This window comes from Limosilactobacillus pulli (assembly GCF_947381555.1).
GTDB classification, from domain to species: Bacteria; Bacillota; Bacilli; order Lactobacillales; family Lactobacillaceae; genus Limosilactobacillus; species Limosilactobacillus pulli.
In genome coordinates, this window is sequence record NZ_CANCWQ010000076.1 from 1 (window position 1) to 819 (window position 819).

Consider the following 819-nt stretch of genomic DNA (forward strand, 5'->3'; position numbering starts at 1 on the left):
AACCAGCCACTGGTCTTTTGCATGTAGCTTACCCAGATGGGTCAAGCGAGGACGTCCCGGTTACGGTCAACGTGAAGTCAAACGCGGATCAATACACGCCACCGGCTGATCAAAACGCGCCAGTTGATCCAACCAGCGTAGTCACCAACCAAGACACTTTGCCAAAGGGGACAACGTATAGTTGGAAGACGCAGCCTAACACTGCTAAGGCTGGGCAACAAGCAAAGTCACAAGCCAAGACGCTGCCACAAACCGGGAATGAACAAGGTTCCCTGTTAGCCGCTAGTGGCTTGGGCATGTTGTTGCTCGGACTGCTCGGGCTGCTCGGGCTTGGCGGTAAGCGCAAGAAGGAAGATTAATTCAATAGTTAACCGCACTAAAGGCGGGTTCCTCAGAAAATGGGGGACCCGTCTTTTAGTGCGGTGAGTAAACACGGCATAACGTAAGCAGTCAATAACAATACGTCTAGGCGTGGTCGACAAATCCTCCTATACTGAAGGCATAAGATTCAGTACAGGAGGATTTCTTTATGGAAGAGAAGCATGATATTGTGGCACCCGTTTTCAAAGCCAAAGGTAAGCCAGTTAGTAAGGCCAAAATTTCATCGCGGCCAGTCGTTAAGATGGTTAAACAATCCCTTTAAGCTCCACCTTCGCCGCAATATGCTTATATGGCGCATGGGTTGGTAGCCTAAGACTGCCGACAATTCTTCTTGAAGTAATGTATTGACGGTTTGTTCTAACTGATTGCGAAAGACATCTTTTAATGATGTTTTAGAGTCAGAAGATAGCGCGTCAAGAATTTCTTTGTTAAACTGGT

At 47.6% G+C, this 819-nt stretch carries 1 protein-coding gene and 1 pseudogene; one reads left to right on the forward strand and one right to left on the reverse strand.

Annotated features, from left to right (window positions below):
* A partial coding sequence (locus QOS03_RS09190; protein ID WP_283576189.1) for a Rib/alpha-like domain-containing protein occupies positions 1-359 on the forward strand: 359 nt, incomplete at its 5' end.
* A gap of 320 nt (positions 360-679) precedes the next feature.
* Here the strand turns inward: QOS03_RS09190 and QOS03_RS09730 are convergent.
* Positions 680-819: pseudogene (locus QOS03_RS09730) on the reverse strand (IS256 family transposase); the annotation flags it as partial.